The organism is Nocardioides sp. CF8, assembly GCF_000389985.1.
Lineage (GTDB): Bacteria > Actinomycetota > Actinomycetes > Propionibacteriales > Nocardioidaceae > Nocardioides > Nocardioides allogilvus.
Map to the genome: position 1 here is coordinate 74,283 of NZ_CM001852.1, position 20,407 is coordinate 94,689.

The window sequence follows — 20,407 nt, forward strand, 5'->3', positions numbered from 1 at the left end:
GAAATCCTCGCCCGAGCCCCGCGCACTGGACGCCGCAGGTTAACGATCGCTAACCTGCACACGTGACCGCCGATTCCAGCACACCCTCCATGCGCGACCTCGTCGACGACCTCCGGGAGCGGCTGGCGCTGGTTCGCCAGGGTGGTTCGGAGAGCGCCCGCGCCAAGCACACCGGCCGGGGCAAGCTCCTCGTCCGCGACCGGGTGGACCGGCTGCTCGACTCGGGCAGTCCGTTCCTCGAGCTGAGCCCGCTGGCCGCCACCGGGATGTACGGCGCCGACAACGCCGTCCCCGCCGCCGGCGTCGTCACCGGGATCGGCAGGGTCGAGGGCCGTGAGGTGGTGGTCGTCGCCAACGACGCCACCGTCAAGGGCGGCACCTACTACCCGATGACGGTCAAGAAGCACCTGCGCGCGCAGACGATCGCCAGCGACAACCACCTGCCCTGCATCTATCTCGTCGACTCGGGCGGCGCCTTCCTCCCGATGCAGGACGACGTCTTCCCCGACCGCGAGCACTTCGGCCGGATCTTCTTCAACCAGGCCAACCTCAGCGGCCGCGGCATCCCGCAGATCGCCAGCGTCATGGGTTCCTGCACGGCCGGCGGCGCCTACGTCCCCGCGATGAGCGACGAGTCCGTGATCGTCAAGAACCAGGGCACGATCTTCCTCGGCGGCCCGCCGCTGGTGAAGGCCGCGACCGGCGAGGTCGTCACGGCCGAGGACCTCGGCGGCGGTGACGTCCACGCCCGCAAGAGCGGCGTCGTCGACCACCTGGCCGACGACGACGCACACGCGCTGCGGATCGTGCGCAGCATCGTCGCCACCCTGCCGACGCAGACCGCCGCCGGTCGCGCACCCGGGGAGGTCGAGGAGCCCCACGAGCCGCCGGAGTCGCTCTACGACGTCGTGCCGACGGACACCCGCACGCCGTACGACGTCCGCGAGGTCATCCGCCGCATCGTCGACGGCAGCCGGATGCACGAGTTCAAGAAGCTGTACGGCGAGACGCTGGTGACCTGCTTCGCGAAGATCCACGGCTACGACGTGGGCATCATCGCCAACAACGGCATCCTGTTCAGCGAGTCCGCGCTCAAGGGCGCGCACTTCATCGAGCTGTGCAACCAGCGCGGCATCCCGCTGGTCTTCCTGCAGAACATCTCCGGCTTCATGGTCGGGCGGGAGTACGAGAACCGCGGCATCGCCCGCGACGGCGCGAAGCTCGTCACGGCGGTCGCCTGCAGCGTCGTCCCGAAGTTCACGGTCGTCATCGGCGGCTCGTTCGGCGCCGGCAACTACGGCATGTGCGGGCGGGCCTACGACCCCCGCTTCCTGTGGATGTGGCCGAACGCCCGGATCTCGGTGATGGGCGGCGAGCAGGCCGCGGGCGTGCTCGCCACCGTGCGCACCGACCTGGAGACCGACGAGCAGGTCGAGGCGTTCAAGGCACCGATCCGCGAGCAGTACGAGACGCAGGGCTCTCCTTATTACTCGACCGCGCGACTGTGGGACGACGGCGTCATCGACCCCGCCGACACCCGCCGCGTCCTCGGCATGGGACTGGCGGTCGCCGCGCGCGTCCCGGTCCCGGCTCCCTCCTACGGCATCTTCCGAATGTGAACACCCGCCGGTTGAGCAGCGAGCGCCAGCGAGCGTGTCGAAACCAAGGAGCACTATGAAGACCCTGTTGGTCGCCAACCGCGGCGAGATCGCGCTGCGCATCATGCGCACCGCCAGCGCCCTCGGCATCCGCACCGTCGCTGTCCACACCGCCAACGACCGCGACGGCCTGCACGTCCGCGCGGCCGACGAGGTGGTCGAGGTGCCGAGCTACCTCGACGTCGACGCCATCGTCGCCGCCGCGCGTGAGGTCGGCGCCGACGCGATCCACCCCGGCTACGGCTTCCTCTCCGAGCGGTCCGCCTTCGCGCGCGCCATCGAGGGGGCCGAGGGCCTGGTGCTGGTCGGCCCGAGCGCCGACGTCATGGACAAGATGGGCAAGAAGGACGCCGCCCGCGAGATCGCCATCACCGCGGGCGTCCCCGTCGTCCCGTCCTACTCCACGGACGCCGACCCATCGACGTACTCCTATCCCGTCCTCGTGAAGGCCGCAGCCGGCGGCGGCGGCAAGGGCATGCGCATCGTCCGGAGCCAGGGTGAGTACGCCGCAGCGCTGGCCGCCGCGAAGCGCGAGGCGCTCACGGCGTTCGGCGACGACACGATCCTGATCGAGAAGTACGTCGAGCACGGCCGTCACATCGAGGTGCAGGTCTTCGCCGACGCGCACGGCAACGCGGTCCACCTCTTCGAGCGCGACTGCTCGACGCAGCGCCGGCACCAGAAGGTGCTGGAGGAGGCGCCGGCCCCGACGATCACCGAGGCCCAGCGCGAGGTCATCACGACCAGCGCGGTGAACCTGGCGCGCGAGGTCGGCTACACCAACGCCGGCACCGTCGAGTTCCTCCTCGACTCCGACAGCGGGGAGGTCTACTTCCTCGAGATGAACACCCGCCTCCAGGTCGAGCACCCGGTCACCGAGGAGATCGTGCGGGTCCGCGGCGAGCGCATCGACCTCGTCGAGCTCCAGCTCCGCATCGCCGACGGCGAGGAGCTCGGCTTCGACCAGGCCGACGTCACGCTGGCGGGCCACGCCATCGAGGCGCGGGTCTATGCCGAGGACTCGTTCGGGGGCTTCCTGCCCCAGGCCGGCCGCGCCGACCTGGTCCGCTGGGCGTCCTCGGCGAGGGTCGACCACGCCCTCGAGTCCGGCCAGGTCGTCAGCACCAGCTTCGACCCGATGCTCGGCAAGGTGATCGCCTGGGGCGAGGACCGTGAGGCGGCGCGCGCCAACCTCGTCGCCGCCCTCGACGGCTCGGCCGTCCTCGGCCTGACCACCAACCTCGGCTTCGTCCGGGCCCTCGCCGCGAGCGACGAGTTCCGCGACGCGACGATCGACACCGCCTGGCTGGACACCGCGGAGGTCCCGGCGCCGTCGCCGGAGATCCCGCTCCTGCTGGCGGCCTGGGTCGACGCAGCGCTGCACAGCCCGCGCTTCGCGGACAACCCCGGCGATCCGTTCACCCCCGACGGCTGGCGCTCGGCCGGCCCGACGGCGCCGACCCTGGTGGCGCTCGAGCACGGCGGCGAGCTGCACGAGCTCCGCGTCGACGTCGCGGCCAGCGCGATCGTCGGCTCCGACGGCGTGCGGCGATCGGTGCGCGAGCGCCGGCTGGCCGACCACGTCGCCGTACTCACCATCGACGGGCTCGACGAGCTGGCCATCGTCAACGCCCAGGCCCACACGATCGAGGTGTCGCGGCACGGGCAGCGCTTCGTGTTCGAGCGGCCCGACGCGTTCGGCGACCACGGTCCCGCACTGGGCGACGGCACGCTGGTCGCGCCGATGCCCGGGACCGTCCTCGACGTCCTCGTCGCCGTCGGCCAGCAGGTTGTCGAGGGTGAGACGCTGGGAGCGATGGAGGCGATGAAGATGGAGCTCGCGCTGAAGGCGCCGTTCGCCGGCACCGTCACCGAGGTCAACGTCGCGGCCGGCCAGCAGGTCGCGCTCGGCGCCACCCTGATTGTCGTCGAGCCCGTCTCCGCTGGTTGAGCAGCGAGCGCAGCGAGCGTGTCGAAACCGAGGAGCAACGAGTGAGCACACTGCCCAGCAAGGTCACGATCTACGAGGTCGGCGCCCGCGACGGCCTGCAGAACGAGAAGGGCGTCATCTCGACCGAGGTGAAGGTCGAGTTCATCCAGCGGCTCGTGGCCGCGGGGCTGCCGATCGTCGAGGCGACCAGCTTCGTGCACCCGAAGTGGGTTCCGCAGCTCGCCGACGCGGCGGACGTGATGACCGCGCTCGGTGACGCGGGGCGGGACATGCCCGTCCTCGTCCCCAACGAGCGCGGCCTCGACCGGGCCCTCGAGCTCGGCCTCAAGCACATCGCGATCTTCGGCAGCGCGACCGAGACGTTCGCGAACAAGAACCTCAACCGCTCGCTCGACGAGCAGTTCGCGATGTTCGAGCCGACCGTCACCCGGGCGCGGGCGGCCGGGCTCGACGTGCGGGCCTATGTCTCCATGTGCTTCGGCGACCCGTGGGAGGGTGCCGTGCCGATCGAGCAGGTCGTCGGCGTCGGCAAGCGGCTCTTCGACCTCGGCGCCAGCCAGCTCAGCCTCGGCGACACGATCGGCGTCGGCACGGCCGGGCACGTCAAGGAGCTGATCGCCGGCTTCGTCGGTGCCGGGATGCACGTCGACGACCTCGCCATGCACTTCCACGACACCTACGGCCAGGCCCTCGCCAACACCTACTCCGCGTTGCAGGAGGGCATCTCGACGTACGACGCCAGCGCGGGCGGGCTCGGCGGGTGCCCCTATGCCAAGAGCGCCACGGGCAACCTCGCCACCGAGGACCTCGTGTGGATGCTCAACGGTCTCGGCATCGAGACCGGCGTGGATCTCGACGCGGTCGTGCAGACCAGCGTCTGGATGGCGCAGCACCTCGGGCGCCCCAGCCCAAGTGCCGTGGTGCGCGCGCTCGCTGCCGGTTGATCGGGCAGGATGGCCCCATGAGCCGCGTCGTCTATCTCCACATCGGCGCCCCGAAGACCGGGACGACCTACCTTCAGGACCGGCTGATGCTCAACCAGGCCTCGCTGGCCGAGCACGGCGTGACGATCCCGACCAAGAACCGGTTCGTCGACGCCGACCTGTTCCACTTCCGCGCGGCGCTCGACCTGCTCGACCAGGACTGGGGCGGCAGTCCCGGGCACGCCGACGGTTCCTGGGACACGATGGTCAAGCGCGTCCGCAAGGCCCGAGGCACCGTGGTGATCAGTCACGAGATCCTCGCGCCGGCCAAGCCCGACACGATCGCGCGGGTGATGAACGACCTCTCCGACAGCGAGGTCCACGTCGTCTACTCCGCGCGCGACCTCGGGCGCCAGCTACCGGCGGCGTGGCAGGAGAGCATCAAGCAGGGTCGCAAGTGGACCTTCCAGCGCTTCCTCAACAAGGTCGAGCGCGGGCAGACGTGGTTCCGCAGCGCGATGGACCTGCCCAGCGTGCTCGGCAACTGGGGCGCCAAGCTGCCGCCCGAGCGCGTGCACGTCGTCACCGTCCCGCACGACCGCGGTCCGACGGGCAACGAGCTGTGGTTCCGGTTCTGCAGCGCCTTCGGCATCGACCCCGCCTGGGCGCCGCTCGACTCCGAGCGCTCCAACCGGTCCCTCGGCATCGCCGAGACCCAGCTCGTACGCCGCCTCAACCGTCGCCTCGAGCTGCCGATGTGGCGCGATGCGACCTATGACGGGCTGATCCGCGAGCTGCTGGCCCAGGAGGTGCTGGTCGCCCGCGACTCCTTCCCGGTCAGGCTGCCGCCCGACCGCTTCGACTTCGCCGAGGCGCAGGCCCAGCAGTGGATCGACTGGATCAAGGACAGCGGCGTCGACGTGATCGGCGACGTCGAGGACCTCCGCCCGATCCGTCCCAACCCCGACAAGCAGTGGCGCGACCCTGACCGGGTCAGCCCCAAGCTGCAGCTGGGTGCTGCCCTCGACGCCCTGACGACGATGACCCGCGAGGCGGCCGAGCGCACCTCGCCCGACGACCTCGGGCGCAAGCTGCGCCAGCAGGCCCGTCGGCTGCGCGAGCGTTGAGCTCCGAGCCGTCGGTCCCGGGGACCGCTCGCGCCTGGGGCTGGGTCGCTCACCTGTGCGCGGGCGGGACGACTCCGTGGGACGCGTGGACCGGCGACGGCGTGCCGACGGCGCGGGTGCTGCCCGGCGCCCAGCAGCTCGAGCTGCTGCGGCGGCTCAACCTCGCGGGTCGCGCCCCCGACGGCCTCGCCGACCGTGTGCTCACGGCCGCGGCCCCGGGTCGCGGGAAGCCGGACCTGGCGCTGGTCGGGGCCGGCCGGTCGCCGTACGGGCCGCAGCCGGTCGATCCGGCCCTGCTGCCTCCCGACGAGCTGGTCCGGGTCGCCACCAGCGTCCTGGCCGAGGACGTCGTCGCTCTCGGCGTGCCGACCCCGCCGCGGCGGCTGAACCGGTTCTGGCACCGCCGTCACCGCCTGGCCGGTGACCCGATCGAGGTCGCCGGCGTGCGCGACCACCTCACCAGCCACGGTCGTTCGCCGGGCGGTCCCGGCGCGCCGGTGCTGGTGCTCGGGGGGCCGCTCGACCAGATGCTCGCCGACGTGTGGAGCCGCCGTTGCTTCGAGCGCGGCTCCTTCGGGTGGCTGGAGTGGCTGCGCTTCTGGCAGCAGCGCGACGAGCTGCCGCCCCGCATCGACCTCGCCGCGGTCGCTGATCGCCACCGCGCCCAGAGCCCCGACGTGCGCGTCGTGCTGGACCGGTCACAGCTCCCGGACCTCCTCGCCGTACGGCGCCTGCCACCGCCCGTCCGCCCGGGGGCCGACGCCGCCGAGCTGGCCAGGCGGATCGCCACGGTGGTCGGCCTGCTGGTGCCGCCCGACGAGCGTGCTGCGCTGATGACCCACACCCTGCTGCCGCGGATGCCTGCCACCACCACGCCGCCCGTCGCGCTGCCCGCCGAGCACCGCGCGTGGGTGAAGGCGGCGGCGGAGCGCATGGCGCGGCAGCTGAGCCGCGCTGGATACGCTGTCGTCGGAGATCCCCGCGCCGTGGTGCCGGCCGAGTCGGCTGCCCCCGTGGCCGCAGGGCCTCCGGGTGTGGCCTCCGGCCAGCAGGTGCTGGACCTCGCCGTACGCATGCTGGTCGACGACACGTGGAAGGGACAGGGATGAAGAAGGTCCTGCTCCACGTCGGCACCCCGAAGACCGGCACGTCCTACTTGCAGGACGTCTTGTTCCGCAACCGCGAGTCGCTGCGCGAGCAGGGGATCCTCTACCCGATCGACCGCTTCGACGGGCACTTCCTGGCCGCCCTCGACCTGATGCGGCTGACCTGGGGCGGGCTCGAGACGCAGGCCGTCGGTGCGTGGGACCGGCTCGCCGAGGAGGTCCGGGCCTGGCCGGGGACCTCGATCATCAGCCACGAGATCCTCTCGACCGCGTCCCCGACCCAGATCGACCGGGCCCTGACCTCCTTCGGTGAGGGCGTGGAGGTGCACCTGATCGTGTCGGTGCGCGACCTGGTCCGCCAGGTCCCCGCGGAGTGGCAGGAGAACGTCAAGCACCGCAGCCTGGTGTCCTTCTCGCACTTCCTCGAGATGATCCGCGACCCGGCGCGCGACACCCGGATCGGGTCGTGGTTCTGGGGTGCCCAGGAGATCCCCGACATCCTCGACCGCTGGGGCTCGACGTTGCCGCCCGAGCAGGTCCACCTCGTCACCGTGCCCAGGCCGGGTGCCGCGCCCGACGAGCTGTGGCGCCGGTTCAGCCACACGTTCGGTCTCGACGGGCTCGAGCTCGACCTCACGCCCGAGCGCGCCAACCCCTCGATGGGGGTGCCGGAGACCGCGCTGCTGCGGCTGATCAACAAGCGCGTCACCCCCGTGGTCGACCCGCCCGACTACCGCCCCCTCGTGCGCGAGCTGCTCGCCCACCAGACGCTGTCGCGGCGCACCAAGTCCGCTCGCCTCGGGCTTCCGCCCGCCACCCACGAGTGGGTCCAGGAGCTGTCGCGCACCTGGGTCGAGGAGATCCAGAAGCGGGGCTACGACGTCGTCGGCGACGTCGCCGACCTGATCGGGCAGCCGGCAGAGGCCTTCAGCGACCCCGACACGGCCACCGCGGCCGACCTGCTGCCCCCGGCCCTGGATGCGATCAAGGCCCTCCTCGTCGAGGGCTCCCGGCTGCGGGAGTCGGAGGCGACCCTGGCCCGCGACCTTGACGAGACCCGACGCGAGCTCGAGATCGCGCGCCGTACCCCCGCCGAGAAGACCGTCCAGGCGATGGAGACCAGCCGCTCCGGCCGGGTCGCCCTCGGGGCCTATCGCAGGCTCCGCCGCCGCTGACCCGCGCCGTCGGGGGTAGTTAAGTGAGAGCTTGTGCTCTCAGCGGTCGAGAACGACAAAGTTTCACTTAACTACCCCCGAGTCGGCGCCCGAGCTGTCACCCACCCCGCAGCACCCGGTATTACGTCCGCGGCCGGGCGAGGATCTCGCGGTCGGCGTACCGCCCGATCTTCCAGGTCGCAAAGCCGTCGGCGCCCATGCCGACGAGACCACCGACGACGGGCACGCGCCGCCCCAGCGTGACCGCGAACCGCTTGCCGGCGACGCGGGCCACGAGGTCGGCCCCCACCTCGGCGCTGATGATCTTGTCGAGCCCGGCGTCGTGGGCTGGTGCGGTGGCAAGCGCCATGGGCGGCGCGGGGATCTTGCGCTTCTTCACGAGCTGGGCGACCGACTCCTCACCGAGCAGGGTCGTGAGGATCGCGTTGCGCACGCGCGGATCGCTCAGGTCGTGGCCGCGCAGGTGGGCGATGCCGGCGATCATCCGGCACTGCACGAGCGTCAGCCCGGTGACATTGGCGGGGATCGTCACCGCCGCGGTCACGAGGCCGCCGACGTTGGTCAGGAAGCCCTGTGCGCCGGCGTAGCGCACGTGGTTCTCGATCACGTCGTGGATGGCCCGGTCGACGTTGCCGCCCTGCTCGGCGAGCTGCTTGTCGGCGGCGGCCGCGGCGCCCGGGAGCGGGCCGACCCCCTCGATGGCGCGGTTGAGGGCCTCCCGCACGAAGGACGTCGTCAGACCCGGCGCGGCCTGCGTGATCCTGGGTGCCAGACGCTTGCTGACGTTGCCGGCCAGGCTCATCGCTCGCTCCGCTCGCTCATGGGGCCAAGACTAGGCGGCCGGCCCCGATATCGTCCTGACGTGCCCGTCCTGCCCGACCCCTCGCCGTGGGTCTTCCCCGAGCCGGCCGACTGGGACCCCGAGGACGACCTGGTGGCGATCGGCGGCGACCTCGCGCCCGGGTCCCTGCTCGCGGCCTACGAGCAGGGGCTCTTCCCGATGCCGACGGGTGGGCGGCGCTCGCCGATGGGCTGGTTCTCGCCCGTACGGCGCGGCGTGCTGCCCCTCGACGGGCTGGCGGTCTCCCGATCACTGCGACGCTCGGCGCGCACCTTCGAGATCCGGGTCGACACGGCGTTCGAGCAGGTCATCGACGCCTGCGGCGACCGCAAGCGGCCGGACGGCTGGATCACCCGCGACGTGCGCGCGGCCTACCTCGCGCTGCACGAGCTCGGCTGGGTGCACTCCGTCGAGGCGTGGCGCGACGGGCGGCTCGCGGGTGGTCTCTACGGCGTGAGCATCGGCGGGCTGTTCGCGGGGGAGTCGATGTTCCACCACGAGCGCGACGCCTCGAAGGTCGCGCTGGTCGGGCTGGTTGACCTGCTGCGCGACGAGCACGCTGACCGGCGGGTGCTCGACGTGCAGTGGCAGACGCCCCACCTTGCCTCGCTCGGTGTCGTGGAGGTCCCGCGGTCGGCGTACCTCCAGAGCCTGCGCGCCGCGCTGGGGGTCCCGCTCCCCGCTGCCTTCGCCTGACGCGACCGGATGCGGCAGGGTGGACCCCGACCGACGGCGCGACGGACGCGCCGCGTGACCAGGGGGAACCCATGAAGAAGCCTGCGAAGACCGGACTGCTCACGGCATCACTCCTGCTCGTCGGCGCGTCCGTGGTGGGCTGCGGCGGCGGAGGTGCGCCGACGGACGCATCCGAGAAGGAGTTCTGCGACAGCCTGACCAGCGTGTTCGACGACATCGACATGTCCGAGCAGCCGTCGGAGAAGGAGGCGCTGGCCCTGATCAAGGCCTGGGCCAAGGACATGGAGGAGGTCGGGACTCCCGAGAACATCTCCGACGATGCGCGCGACGGCTTCGAGCTGATGATCGAGCAGGTCGGCGAGCTCAAGGAGGACGACAGCGCCGCGGACCTCGAGAAGCTCGACGAGTCGCTCTCCGACAGCGAGAAGAAGGCGACCGAGGCGTTCGAGAAGTACTCCACCGACACCTGCGGCTCGATGATGGACCAGGACCTCCCCGAGGTCCCGACGCCCTCCAGCTGACCTACTTCAGCAGCTTGCTCATCCGGCGGTCCGCCAGCGGCTTCCCGCCGGTCTGGCAGGTTGCGCAATATTGCAGGCTCGAGTCGGCGAAGGACACCTCGCGGACCACGTCACCGCACACCGGGCAGGTCTGGCCGGTGCGGCCGTGGACCGCGAGGTTCGTCCTCTTCTCGCTCTTGAGCTCGCTCGCGTGCAGTCCGCGGGACCGCTCGACCGCGTCGCCGATCGTGTCCTTGACGGCGTTGAACAGCGTCTCCAGGTCGCCGTCCTCGATGCTGCTCGCTGGCTTGTACGGCGACATGCGGGCCGCGTGCAGGATCTCGTCGGAATAGGCGTTGCCGATGCCGGCGATCGTGCCCTGGTGGCGCAGCACACCCTTGATCTGCTTGCGCCCCTCGGACTGCAGGATCGCGCCGAGCACCTCGATCGTGAACGCGTCGTCGAGCGGGTCGGGCCCGAGCCGGGCGATGCCGGGGACGTCCTGCGGGACGCGCACGACGTAGATGGCGAGGCTCTTCTTGGTGCCCGCCTCGGTGACATCGAGCCCCGCCTCGTCGTCGATCACGATCCGTGCCGCGAGCGGGTTCTTGCTGTTCGGCCGGGCCGGCAGCGGAGGGACCTCGTCGCGCCAGCGCACCCAGCCCGCGCGGGCCAGGTGCATGATCAGGTGGGTGCCTGACGCAGTGATGTCGAGGAACTTGCCGTGCCTCGTGACGTCCTCGACCAGCGTGCCGTGCAGGGCGTGCAGGGGCGGGTCGAAGGTCTTCAGCGCACTGAAGGCCGCCAGGTCGATGCGGGTGATCGCACGGTCCAGGAGCCGGCCCTTGAGATCGAGGGCCAGTGCTTCCACCTCGGGCAGCTCGGGCATGCTGCCGAGCATAGATGTCCGGGTCTTGACGAGCCGGGGAGAATGGAGCATGGCCCTCGCCCGACCGTTGCCGATGACGGGTTCGATCTTCTTCGACGCCCGTGGTGAGGACCGCGCGCTGCGCGTCTCGTGGCACCACGACGCCGACCTGGTCGTCGTGTCGCTGTGGCGCGACAACGTGTGCAGCGGCTCCTTCCGGCTGACCGTCGAGGAGGTCCCGGCGCTCATCGACCTGCTCAGGCGCGGGCTCGACGCGGCGTACGCCGTCGCGGCCTCCCGCGAGGACACCCGACCGCTGCACGCGGCCGGCATCCACCACGCCGGCTGAGCAAATCTAGGGAATTCACTAGATCCCCCGATACCGTCGCATCGTGGACCCGATCAGGAACCCGTATGCCCCCGGTGCCGGCCAGCGTCCGCCCGAGCTCGCCGGTCGCGACGAGCAGCTCGCCGCGTTCGACGTGGTGCTCGAGCGGGTGGTCAAGGGCAGGCCCGAGCGCTCGCTGGTGCTGACCGGCCTGCGCGGGGTCGGCAAGACGGTGCTGCTCAACGCGCTGCGTTCTGCTGCCGTACGGCGACGCTGGGGGACCGGCAAGCTCGAGGCGCGTCCCGACCAGGGACTGCGCCGGCCGCTGAGCAGTGCGCTGCACCAGGCCGTGCGCGAGCTCGGCCACACCGACGCCGACAGCGTCGACCACGTGCTCGGCGTGATCAAGGCGTTCGCCCACCGCGACGCCGGCGCCGGGGCCAAGCTGAAGGACCAGTGGAGCCCGGGCATCGACGCGGCGGTGGTGCGCGGGCGCGCCGACTCCGGCGACATCGAGATCGACCTGGTCGAGCTGTTCACCGACGTCGGCGGACTGGCCGCGGACGTCGGCAAGGGCATCGCGATCTTCATCGACGAGATGCAGGACCTCGGACCCGACGACGTCTCGGCGCTGTGCGCGGCCTGCCACGAGATCAGCCAGTCGGGCCTGCCGGTGATCGTCGTCGGCGCCGGACTTCCACACCTGCCGGCCGTGCTGTCGGCGTCGAAGTCCTACTCCGAGCGACTCTTCCGCTACCAGCGCATCGACCGGCTCGCGCGCGACGCCGCCGACCTCGCGCTGACCGCGCCCGCCCAGGACGAGGACGCGGCCTTCACCGCCGACGCCCTCGCGGCGATGTATGCCGCGACCGGTGGCTATCCCTACTTCATCCAGGCCTACGGCAAGGCCGTCTGGGACCGCGCCCCGCGCTCGCCGATCACGCTGGACGACGTGCTGGTCGCGACCCCCGAGGCGGAGTCGGAGCTCGCGGTCGGCTTCTTCGGCTCGCGCTACGAGAGGGCGACGCCGGGGGAGCGGGAGTACCTCCGCGCGATGGCCGATGTCGCGGCCGCCTCCGAGGCCACCCCGCCGGTTGAGCTCGTCGAAACCCAGGGCGTGCCCACCGCCGACGTCGCCGCCGCCCTCGACAAGAAGCCGCAGTCACTCTCCCCGGCCCGCGACGCGCTGCTCAAGAAGGGCCTCATCTACTCCGGCGAGCGCGGCCGGATCGCCTTCACCGTGCCCCACTTCGGGCGCTACCTCCGCGAGCACGTCGGCTGACGCAAACCGTTGGCGCGCGGACGCGCCGCTGTGCGAGGCTGGGACGCAGTGGCGCCGTCCAGCGCCCAGCCCACGCGTCGGCCCCAGTCCGAGCGAGGTGGCGAAGGGGAGCGGATCCTCGGGCGCACGCACTGACACTCGACGCTCACACGCACTGCGGCGGCGCACTGGGGACGCACGCGCAGTCGGAGTGAATGACAGTGACCAGGAACAGCGACTTCAAGGGCGTCGTCCGCGCGCGGATGGCCGAGACCGGCGAGACCTACACCGCAGCGCTCGCGGCGGTCGAGGCCCGCGACCATGCGGCGTACGGCGCAGCGCGCGCCGAGCAGGATCGGCTGGTCGCGCGCCTGTTCACCGACGGCCGGCTCGCCCAGATCCCGGCGAAGCGCAAGACGCGTGCCGCCGCGCTGCTCGAGGTGCTGAGCCGCTTCGAGCCGGGCCGCGACTACGCCGAGCCGGAGGTCAACGAGGTGCTCGTCGGGGTGCACGAGGACTTCGCCTACCTGCGCCGCGAGCTGGTGAACTACCGCTACCTGTCGCGCGCCGAGGGTGTCTACCGCGTCGTCGCCACCGCCCCGGAGCGGTCCCGCATCGAGGTCCAGGAGATCCCGGCGTGGGAGGGCCACTGGTTGCCGGGGTTCGTCGCCGGTCACTAGCGGACACGATCGGTCCGCATGCGACGAGAGGGTTGTTCCACCGGACAAGCGAAAACGACCTCCAGGAGCAGCCATGATCCAGCCCGCCCGTCTCGACGAAGCCGCCGCCCTCGCCACCTTCCTGCGCGAGCAGGTGGGGGCCGTGCGCAACGCCGCCCACGGCCTCACCGAGGAGGAGGCCCGCCTCGCGCCCGCCAGGAGCGACCTGAGCATCGGCGGCATCCTCAAGCACCTGACCGTCGCCTGGTCGTCGTGGCAGCGCCGGGAGGCCTGCGAGCGAGGCGATCGCGGCTGGGAGCTGACCGAGGCCGACTACGGCCAGTTCTACGGCAGCTTCGCGCTGACCGAGGAGGAGACGCTGGAGCAGGTCCTCGAGCAGTACGACGCCGCGACGACCGCCCTCGTCAGCGCGCTCGAGTCCATGGACCCGGAAGCGGAGGCGCTGGCGCCGCCCGCGCCGTGGTTCGGCCGGATGGAGCCCGTTGCGGTGACCAAGCGGTTGCTGGCCCTGCACCAGATCGAGGAGTTCGCCCGGCACGCCGGCCACGCCGACGTGATCCGCGAGCAGCTCGACGGCGCCAAGGCGGGCGAGCTGACCCTGGCCGTCAAGGACCTGCCCGGCAACGACTTCATCCAGCCCTGGCGCCGGGCGGCCGGCTGACCTGCGACCGTGTGGACCTGGAGTCACCTGCAGGCACCAGATCCACACAGTCGGCCCGGCCCGCCTGAGCGTGTCCACGCGTGCGCGTGCCCCACCGCCATACGCTGCTGGCATGAGGCCGCAGGTCGTCGCCCACCGCGGCGCGAGCCACGAGAATGCCGAGCACACCTTGCGTGCCTACAAGCGCGCGATCGAGGTCGGGGCAGAGGCGCTCGAGTGCGACGTGCGGCTGACGGCCGACGGGCACCTCGTGTGCGTGCACGACCGCAACCTGCGGCGGACCGCCACGACCCGCGGCGTCATCTCCACGATGAACCTCGAGGAGCTCGACGAGCTCGACTTCGCGTCCTGGAAGAACCCGTGGGCGGAGATGGACGACGAGGCGCCCGACCTCGACCCGGAGGAGCACAAGGTCCTCACGCTGCGCAAGCTGCTCGAGACGGTCGCCGACTCCGGACGTCGCGTCGAGCTCGCGATCGAGACCAAGCACCCGACGCGCTACGGCGGCCTCGTCGAGCGCCGCCTCGTGGAGCTGTTGGCCGACTTCGGCTGGACCGGCGCGGACTCGCCGGCGCGCGTGATGAGCTTCAGCCTCACCGCGCTGCAGCGGGTCCAGCGGATGGCGCCGCAGATCCCGAAGGTGATGCTGATCGAGAAGGCGCACCACTGGCCCGTGCTGCGGCGCACGGTCGGCAAGGACTGGATCATGGGTCCCGGCATCGGTGAGCTGCGCGACCACCCCGGCCTGGGCAAGCACCTGCGGCTGGCCGACCGCGAGATCCACGTGTGGACGGTCAACACCGCCGAGGACCTCCAGATCTGCCTCGACCTCGGGGTGACCGCGGTGATCAGCGACAAGCCGGCCTACATGCTCGAGCTGCTGGGCGTATAGCGTCTGCGCCATGGCCAAGAAGTCCCGCACCAAAGCCCGTGACACTGCTCCCGTCGAGGGAGAGGTCGGCCCACGCCAGCCCTGCCCCTGCGGATCGGGCAAGCGCTACAAGGCGTGCCACGGTGCCGCCGGCGGCGCCGCCCAGGCGTTCGTCAGCCGCCCCTTCGAGGGGATGCCCGGCGAGTGCGACGTGATCGCCCTGCGCGAGCTCGTCCCGGCCGCCACCGTCCCGCTCACGGTGCCGAGCACCGACCGCGAGGTCCGGCTGTGCACGCTGCTGCCGATGGCGGCCCCGGCGATGGTCCGCGACAGTGGCGCGATCTGGCTCGGGCTGCAGGTCGCGCATGCGTACGGCGACCCCGCGCGCGATCTCGGTGCCGTGCTCGAGGCCGCGATCGCGACCGAGGAGTCCGGCATCGTCGGCCTCACCTCGGCGCCCGGCGAGGGCCCGCGCCTGCAGGACCTCATCACCAACGACTCGCTCGACATCACCGTCCACGACGGCTTCGGCTACTGGATCGACGACATCGCCGACCAGGACGACTCCATGCTCGCCGCGCTCGAGCAGGCCAACGGATCGGCCAACCCGACCACGAGGCTCGAGAGCGTCGAGGCGGCGTACTGGACCAACGTCGGGACCAAGGAACACCTCCGCTGGGTGATGCCCCACCAGGAGGACGAGCTCCTCACCGCGCTGGCGCGCCTGCACGCCGCCGGGCAGGACTCGGTGGCCGACGGCTCGCGCTTCGTCGGCATGTTCCGTGCGCACGGTCTGCTCGCCCCGGTGTGGGACCTGCCGGTCGGCACGGGGGCCGAGGTGCTCGAGGGGCCGGCCGCGAAGTTCGCAGTCGCCCTCGCCGACGCGCTGGCCCAGAGCGACGACCTGAGCGCCGCCGAACGCTCCGCCCGCGCGGGCCTGGCCAACCGCCAGGTCACCATTCGGTGAAGTTCATCGCCTGACGTCTTGTATGTGAGGTGACTGAGGGGTAGTTTTCTCCTGCCCGGCCGTTGTTGTATCCCCCGTCAACATCGGCCGGGCTTTCACTTTTCTGCACACCCCCTGCTCCGGGCGCTTGGTCGCCCGTCGAGCTGAGCCGGGTGTCCGCAGTCCGGAAGCGCTGACAGCGCGGCCGCCGGCGGTCTACCGTGTGAGCCCCCTGGCGTGACGCCGGTCACGCAGGGCGACAAGGAGCTCTCGTGTTCATCACTTCTGTTCGGACCTTGGTTGCCACGGCGATTGCCGTCGCCCTCGCGATCGCCGGCATGGCCGTGCTCGTCGGCTCGAGTGGCAGCGCCACCGCGTCGGCCAGCTCGATGTCGAGCGCCTGCGCCGCTGAGGCCAAGGAGCTGACGGACTCGGCCAACGCCGCCCAGGAGGCGGGGCTGAAGGTCCGCAAGGCCAAGAAGCGCCTGAAGCGGGCCAAGCGCTCCGGCGACGCGGCCAAGATCAAGGCGGCGAAGCGCAGGCTGCGCAAGGCCAGGAAGGACCTGGCGCTGCAGGTCGAGTGGTACACCATCTCGCGCGCCGCCTACGACAAGTGCATGAAGGCCAACCCGAGCACCACGGCCACCCCGAGCCCGACGTCCACGTCGACCGCGACGACCTCGCCCACCAGCACCGCATCGCCGACGAGCTCGCCGACCACGACGTCCCCGACGGCCACGCCCTCGCTGCCGTTGCCGTTGCCGACGTGCCTGCCGACCATTCCGGGCGTCCCGCTGCCGCCGCTGTGCCTGCCCTGATACCGGGTCCCCGACAGGCCTGAGGGCGTCGGCTCAGTCGCCCTTGGGCCGCTGGAGCCGCCAGGCCTCCAGGCGGGCATAGCCCTTGACCGACACCCGGCGCAGCCGCCGGAAGCGGTAGTCGTTCTCCGGGCTGTCCTCGCTGTCCGAGTCGTCTGCGCTGTCCACGGCATCGGCGCTGTCCGCGGCGTCGTCGTCCTCGGTCGGTTCCTCGGACTCCTCGGCCTCGGTCTCGGTCTCGGTCTCCTCGGCCGAGGCGCCCGTGAGCTCGTCGTGGACGCCGCGGTCGACCACGACGGTGCCCGGCTTGGCCACGGAGGTCAGTCGCGCGGCGATGTTCACCGTCGATCCGAAGACGTCGCCGAGTCGGCTGACGACCAGTCCGTAGGCGATCCCGGCGCGCACGGAGGGGAAGGGGTCCTCGTCGTCCATGCCCCGCTCGGTGAGGGTCAGCGCGATCTCGACGGCGGCGGCCGGCTCGTCGGTGGTGAACAGGATCTCGTCGCCGATCGTCTTGATCACCCGGCCGCCGTGGTCGATGACCGTGCCCGTGGCGACCTGCTCGAAGCCCTCGATCCACTCGACCAGGGCGTCCTCCTCGAGTGCCTTGCTGCGTGTGGTGTAGCCGACGATGTCGACGAAGCAGACCGCCATCTCGCGCTCCGGGTTGCTCGGGGTCCCGGTCGTGAGCAGGCGGTTGCTGGCGCTGCTGAGGTGGCGCCGCCAGACGTAGGACTGCAACGCCTCGACGCGGGGCAGCACGCCGGCGGCCAGCTCGGCGAGCCGGACCTCCGGGTTGGGGCCGTCGACGGCGATCCCGGCGAGCAGGGAGATCTGCCACTCCGCCAGTCGCGCATAGCTGCGACCCCAGGTGCGCACCAGCGCCGCCTGCGACTCCGGCGGGAGGATCCCCATGCGCATCAGGTCGATGGTGAGCTGCAGCGCCTCGACGTCGCTCTCGGTGAACGCCACCGTCTCGTCGGTGACGTGGGCGAAGCCGAGCTGTCGCCACAGCTCCTGCGCGAGCTCCAGGGGCACGCCGGCCTGCTCGGCGACCTCGAGGCGCGTCAGTGTGGGCGGGCCGCCGAGCAGGAATGCCTCGATCGACTCGATGATCTCGCCGAAGTCGGAGTCGCTCACCCTCGCTCCGGCCCGGCTCAGGCTTCGCCGTGGCGTTCGGCCGCGGCCCGCGACAGTGCCTCGGCGAACGCCGGGATCTCGGCCACCAGCTGCTCGAGCTGCTCGCTGGTGTAGTGGATGGCCTCGATGGGCGTCAGTGCCACGATCGTCGCCGAGCGCAGCGTGTGGTTGACGATCGCGGACTCGCCGATGATCTGGCCCGCGCCGAGCTGGGCGATCTCGGTCCCGTGCTTGCGTACGGACACCTCACCGGAGGTGAGGATGTAGGCCTTGTCGGCGGGGGTGCGCTCGCCGATCGGGGACCAGCCCGCGGGCAGCGTCACCGGCGTGCCGGTGGACCTGACCCGCTCGGCCTCGGCGGCGGAGAGAGCATCGAAGATGGAAGTCGTCATGACTGGTGCCTATCGCTAGGGGGCTGTGTCCTCACCAACGTGGATCCGGGCCCGAGGATATGGGTTGTCGACCGCGTCAGTCGACGGTGAGTGGTTGGCGCTCGACCGGGCAGGACATGCAGCGCGGGCCGCCACGTCCCGAACCGAGCTCCGAGCCCGCGATCCGGATGACCTCGATACCGGCCTCCTCGAGGCGGTCGTTGGTCTCGTCGTTGCGCTCGTAGGCGACGGCGACCCGCGGCGCGAGGGCCAAGGTGTTGTTGCCGTCGTCCCACTGCTCGCGCTCCGCGGTCACCGGGTCGAGGCCGGTGTCGATCTGGTGGAGGGTGTCGATCTGCATCGCCTTCGCGGCCGCCACGAGGAAGTGCTCGGCCGGCGCGACCTCGAGGACCAGGTCGGTGTCGGCGTCGCCGCGCTCGCGCACGGTGACGGCGTGCGCCATCAGCTCGTGGGCGACGTTGGGATACATCACGACCTTGTCGACGTCGACCATCGTGCACACGGTGTCGAGGTGCATCGTGGCGCGCTCCTGCGCGATCGGCACCGCGAGGACGGTGTGCGCCAGGTCGGCGTGGAACACCTGCCGCGCCAGTCGCTCCACGCCGGCAGGCGTGGTGCGCTCGCCGACACCGACCGCGATCACGCCGGGCGCCAGCAGCAGCACGTCGCCGCCCTCGACGTGCTCGTTGTGCCAGCCGTGGATCTTCTGGGTGCGTACGGCGAAGCGCGGGTGTGCGGTGTAGATCAGCTCGGTCAGCTGCGTCTCGCGCTTGCGGGCCGGCATCGCCAGGCTGGTGATGGCGACGCGGTCGCGCACCCACACGCTGGAGTCGCGGGTGAACAACAGGTTGGGCAGCGGGTCGATCAGGAAGTCGTAGGGGCTCAGCAGGCTCGTCACCAGCCCGTGGCCGCCGCGCACCTCGTCGTTGCGGATGCCGGCCGTCAGCAGGCCGGTGAGCTCCTCGGGAGACGCGTCGGCGAGCGCCACGGCGAGGTAGTCGCGCAGCGTGTCTCCCAGGTGCAGCCCGCTCAGCGCCGAGCTGATCGCGTCGGCGCGGGCCTCCTCGCTGGCGAGCGTCTCGGTGAGCAGCTCGGTGAGGTAGAGGACCTCGACCCCACGCCCGCGCAGGGTGTCGGCGAACGCGTCGTGCTCCTCCTGCGCCCGACTCACCCACGGGATGCCGTCGAAGAGCAGCTTGTCGTTGTTGCGGGGCGTCAGTCGCTTCAGCTCGTTGCCCGGGCGGTGCAGCATGACGGTGGTGAGGGTGCCGACTTCGCTGTCGGCGCCGTGCGTGTGAGCCATGCCACGAGACTAGCCGCGTCCGGCCCGCACGGTCCTCGTCGCCGTACGCCTGTAGGGGTTGTGGCCCCCACCTGAGGCGATCAGGGGCCATGAGCCCTACACATGTACGCCGCGGCGTGTCGGATCTCAGATCGCGCCGGCGTGGCCCGGGAAGTGCGCTCGCCACTCGTCGTCCAGCTGTGCCGGCACTGCGTCGTGGCCGCGCGCCCGCAGCAACCGGCACACGCGCAGCAGGGTCCGCTCCGGTGACTTGTAGATCCCGGACGCGACCACCACCAGGATCCGCCAGCCGTCGTCGTCGATGGCCTCGCGGCGCTCGAGGTCGGCCTCCCACGTCTCGACCCGCTCGATGTGCTGGCGTCCGTCGTACTCCACGATCACCCGCGCCTCGGGAAAGCTGAGGTCGTAGCGGCGCATCACCTCCCCGTCGGCCGCCCTGATCCTCACGTTGATCGCCGGCTCGGGGAGCCCGGCCAGGACGAGCAGCATGCGCAGCCGCGTCTCCATCGGGGAGTCGACGTCTGCGCGCACGTAGCCGGCCGCTCTGCGCGCCGCCCGCGCGGCTCGGTGGGTGCTGGTGGCGCAGTAGGCGACGAGGTCGACGCACGTGATCCAGCCCTTGCGCACGAGGTGGTCGCCCACCACCACGAGGTCGACGAGTCCGATGAGCTCGGCCAGCTCGACGAACATCCGCGCGTGGTCGCTGAGCAGGACCCCGTCGACCTTGCGGACGTCCATGGTGTCGAAGACGTGGGTGCGGATGCCGCGATGATGGCGGCGCATCCTCTGGTGGAAGACGGTGACGTGCTCGTCGGGCAGGGTCGGGATCGGCACGTCCAGCAGGCGTGCGGCGCTGGCGTGGCTGGCGAACGCACTCGGGTCGAAGAGGCGGAGAGCTGCCTCGGCACGGACCTTCGGGGTGACCTTGACGCAGGCAGCGATCTGGACGCCGCGGAAGATCGTGCGGAACCGCGGGCCACGCAGCGTCTTGGCGCTGATTCCGCCCGTGAGGGCGTCCGCCCGCCGGAACGGTCGGCTGCTGTCCAGCCTCTTCTTCTCGGTCATCCGGCGAGCGTGCTCGGATGGTCGCGACCGTGCGCTCCGCCATCCCCAGGCGCGGTCCGCGTCTCTACTCCTGTGTGCCTGTGTATGAGTTGTGGCC

The 20,407-nt window shown here is 71.3% G+C and carries 21 protein-coding genes; 15 read left to right on the forward strand and 6 right to left on the reverse strand.

The genetic code is table 11. From position 1 onward, the window contains the following. Positions 1-62 precede the first annotated feature (62 nt). The 6 genes from CF8_RS00350 to CF8_RS00375 are packed head-to-tail and all read left to right on the forward strand — an operon-like array spanning position 63 to position 7,940. Positions 63-1,619, forward strand: a complete 1,557-nt coding sequence (locus CF8_RS00350; protein WP_010831156.1) for a carboxyl transferase domain-containing protein — start codon at positions 63-65, stop codon at positions 1,617-1,619. Between the two features lie 55 nt (positions 1,620-1,674). Continuing rightward, a complete protein-coding gene (locus tag CF8_RS00355; protein ID WP_010831157.1) occupies positions 1,675-3,609 on the forward strand; it encodes an ATP-binding protein in 1,935 nt (644 codons plus the stop codon). A gap of 41 nt (positions 3,610-3,650) precedes the next feature. Beyond that, entirely contained in the window at positions 3,651-4,553 is a 903-nt protein-coding gene (locus CF8_RS00360; RefSeq protein ID WP_107705040.1) for a hydroxymethylglutaryl-CoA lyase, read from the forward strand. 17 nt (positions 4,554-4,570) lie between these two features. Continuing rightward, on the forward strand, positions 4,571-5,659 hold the full coding sequence (locus CF8_RS00365; RefSeq protein WP_010831159.1) for a hypothetical protein: 1,089 nt from the start codon (positions 4,571-4,573) through the stop codon (positions 5,657-5,659). Continuing rightward, the gene (locus CF8_RS00370; RefSeq protein WP_156887113.1) at positions 5,656-6,768 is read left to right on the forward strand and encodes a hypothetical protein; all 1,113 of its coding nucleotides are present in this window, start codon (positions 5,656-5,658) and stop codon (positions 6,766-6,768) included. Before CF8_RS00365 ends, CF8_RS00370 begins: the two co-directional genes overlap by 4 nt. Beyond that, positions 6,765-7,940, forward strand: a complete 1,176-nt coding sequence (locus CF8_RS00375) for a hypothetical protein (protein ID WP_010831161.1) — start codon at positions 6,765-6,767, stop codon at positions 7,938-7,940. The genes CF8_RS00370 and CF8_RS00375 overlap by 4 nt, the downstream gene beginning before the upstream one ends. 121 nt (positions 7,941-8,061) lie before the next feature. On the opposite strand, the gene CF8_RS00380 is transcribed toward CF8_RS00375, so the two are convergent. Continuing rightward, entirely contained in the window at positions 8,062-8,742 is a 681-nt protein-coding gene (locus CF8_RS00380) for an EcsC family protein (RefSeq protein WP_010831162.1), read from the reverse strand. Between the two features lie 60 nt (positions 8,743-8,802). Between CF8_RS00380 and aat the strand changes: the two genes are divergently transcribed. Both aat and CF8_RS00390 read left to right on the forward strand, forming a co-directional pair. Continuing rightward, a complete protein-coding gene (gene aat / locus CF8_RS00385; RefSeq protein ID WP_010831163.1) occupies positions 8,803-9,477 on the forward strand; it encodes a leucyl/phenylalanyl-tRNA--protein transferase in 675 nt (224 codons plus the stop codon). A gap of 71 nt (positions 9,478-9,548) precedes the next feature. Beyond that, complete coding sequence (locus tag CF8_RS00390) at positions 9,549-9,998, forward strand: hypothetical protein (RefSeq protein WP_010831164.1); 450 nt, start codon at positions 9,549-9,551, stop codon at positions 9,996-9,998. Between the two features lies 1 nt (position 9,999). Here CF8_RS00390 and CF8_RS00395 read toward each other — a convergent pair whose 3' ends face one another. Continuing rightward, positions 10,000-10,866: a DNA-formamidopyrimidine glycosylase family protein gene (locus tag CF8_RS00395; protein WP_036491769.1), complete on the reverse strand. Its 867-nt coding sequence runs from the start codon at positions 10,864-10,866 to the stop codon at positions 10,000-10,002. Between the two features lie 49 nt (positions 10,867-10,915). Here CF8_RS00395 and CF8_RS00400 point away from each other — a divergent pair, with 49 nt between their 5' ends. From CF8_RS00400 to CF8_RS00430, 7 genes are all read left to right on the forward strand, one after another. Beyond that, positions 10,916-11,194, forward strand: a complete 279-nt coding sequence (locus tag CF8_RS00400) for a hypothetical protein (protein ID WP_051204078.1) — start codon at positions 10,916-10,918, stop codon at positions 11,192-11,194. A gap of 43 nt (positions 11,195-11,237) precedes the next feature. Then, positions 11,238-12,455, forward strand: coding sequence for an ATP-binding protein (locus CF8_RS00405; RefSeq protein ID WP_010831166.1), 1,218 nt, complete (start codon positions 11,238-11,240; stop codon positions 12,453-12,455). 194 nt (positions 12,456-12,649) lie between these two features. Then, positions 12,650-13,114, forward strand: a complete 465-nt coding sequence (locus CF8_RS00410) for a DUF2087 domain-containing protein (protein WP_198016918.1) — start codon at positions 12,650-12,652, stop codon at positions 13,112-13,114. 73 nt (positions 13,115-13,187) lie between these two features. Next, positions 13,188-13,775, forward strand: coding sequence for a mycothiol transferase (locus CF8_RS00415; RefSeq protein ID WP_010831168.1), 588 nt, complete (start codon positions 13,188-13,190; stop codon positions 13,773-13,775). Between the two features lie 112 nt (positions 13,776-13,887). Further along, complete coding sequence (locus tag CF8_RS00420; RefSeq protein WP_010831169.1) at positions 13,888-14,667, forward strand: glycerophosphodiester phosphodiesterase; 780 nt, start codon at positions 13,888-13,890, stop codon at positions 14,665-14,667. A 10-nt stretch (positions 14,668-14,677) separates the two neighbouring features. Then, on the forward strand, positions 14,678-15,613 hold the full coding sequence (locus CF8_RS00425; RefSeq protein ID WP_010831170.1) for a DUF5926 family protein: 936 nt from the start codon (positions 14,678-14,680) through the stop codon (positions 15,611-15,613). Positions 15,614-15,864: 251 nt separating this feature from the next. Continuing rightward, positions 15,865-16,410 (forward strand): hypothetical protein, encoded by a 546-nt coding sequence (locus CF8_RS00430; protein WP_010831171.1) that lies wholly within the window; start codon positions 15,865-15,867, stop codon positions 16,408-16,410. Between the two features lie 33 nt (positions 16,411-16,443). Here CF8_RS00430 and CF8_RS00435 read toward each other — a convergent pair whose 3' ends face one another. The 4 genes from CF8_RS00435 to CF8_RS00450 form a co-directional block, all read right to left on the reverse strand. Then, positions 16,444-17,550, reverse strand: a complete 1,107-nt coding sequence (locus CF8_RS00435) for an adenylate/guanylate cyclase domain-containing protein (protein ID WP_010831172.1) — start codon at positions 17,548-17,550, stop codon at positions 16,444-16,446. A gap of 17 nt (positions 17,551-17,567) precedes the next feature. Next, positions 17,568-17,942 carry a Crp/Fnr family transcriptional regulator gene (locus CF8_RS00440; RefSeq protein WP_010831173.1) on the reverse strand — a complete coding sequence of 125 codons (375 nt, stop codon included), beginning with the start codon at positions 17,940-17,942 and terminating at the stop codon, positions 17,568-17,570. A 76-nt stretch (positions 17,943-18,018) separates the two neighbouring features. Next, positions 18,019-19,245 carry an arginine deiminase gene (locus CF8_RS00445; RefSeq protein ID WP_010831174.1) on the reverse strand — a complete coding sequence of 409 codons (1,227 nt, stop codon included), beginning with the start codon at positions 19,243-19,245 and terminating at the stop codon, positions 18,019-18,021. Between the two features lie 126 nt (positions 19,246-19,371). Further along, positions 19,372-20,310, reverse strand: a complete 939-nt coding sequence (locus CF8_RS00450; protein WP_010831175.1) for a DUF559 domain-containing protein — start codon at positions 20,308-20,310, stop codon at positions 19,372-19,374. Positions 20,311-20,407 lie beyond the last annotated feature (97 nt).